1 protein-coding gene is annotated in these 675 nt (G+C 71.1%); it reads left to right on the forward strand.

Going from position 1 to position 675, the window contains the following annotated elements:
- The coding region (locus ACY1JF_RS31920) for a rhodanese-like domain-containing protein (RefSeq protein ID WP_462708760.1) at positions 1 to 675 on the forward strand (675 nt) is incomplete at its 5' end.

Raw genomic sequence — 675 nt, forward strand, 5'->3', positions numbered from 1 at the left:
ACGATCGACGAGGTGCGTCAGGTGGGGTTGTTCGATCCGGCGACGTATGACGTGATGGCGTCGGTGACGTCGGGTGAGGCGATCGAGGGGATGGTGACGCTGATCCGGCGGTGCGGGGTGTTGTCGGGGCCGACGGGTGGTGCGGCGTATTTCGGTGCGGTGCGTCAGTTGCGTGAGGTGGACGCCGGGCTGGAGGGGACGGGGCGGCGGGAGAGCGCGGTGTTCATCGTGTGCGACCGTGCGGAGAGCTATCTCAGTTATGTGCGCCAGCGTCGCCCGGAACTGCTGGGCCGGCCGGGCGGGGCACGCGTGTCCTCGGTGCCGAGCGTCGAGGAGGCGAAGGCGCAGGCCCGGACGGTCGGTGTCGAGGAGGCCCGGGGATGGGTGGCGGCGGGTGATCCCCGTCCCCTCGTGGTCGATCTGCGCGGTCCGCACGCCTACGCGGCGCTGCACATCGAGGGATCGCTGAACATCGTGGACGAGGTGTTCGAGGAACTCCTGCGGGGCGGGCTGCCGTTCAGCAAGAGCACCCCGGTCCTGCTGGCCTGTCCGGTGGGGGAGAAGTCGTTGCGGTACGCGGCGGCGCTGGCGCGGATGGGGCATCCGGACGTGCGGAGCCTGGCGGGCGGGATCGTCGCCTGGCGGGACGCGGGCGCCCCACTGGTACGGGAGTGA

This window comes from Streptomyces sp. SYSU D01066-1 (genome assembly GCF_054956795.1).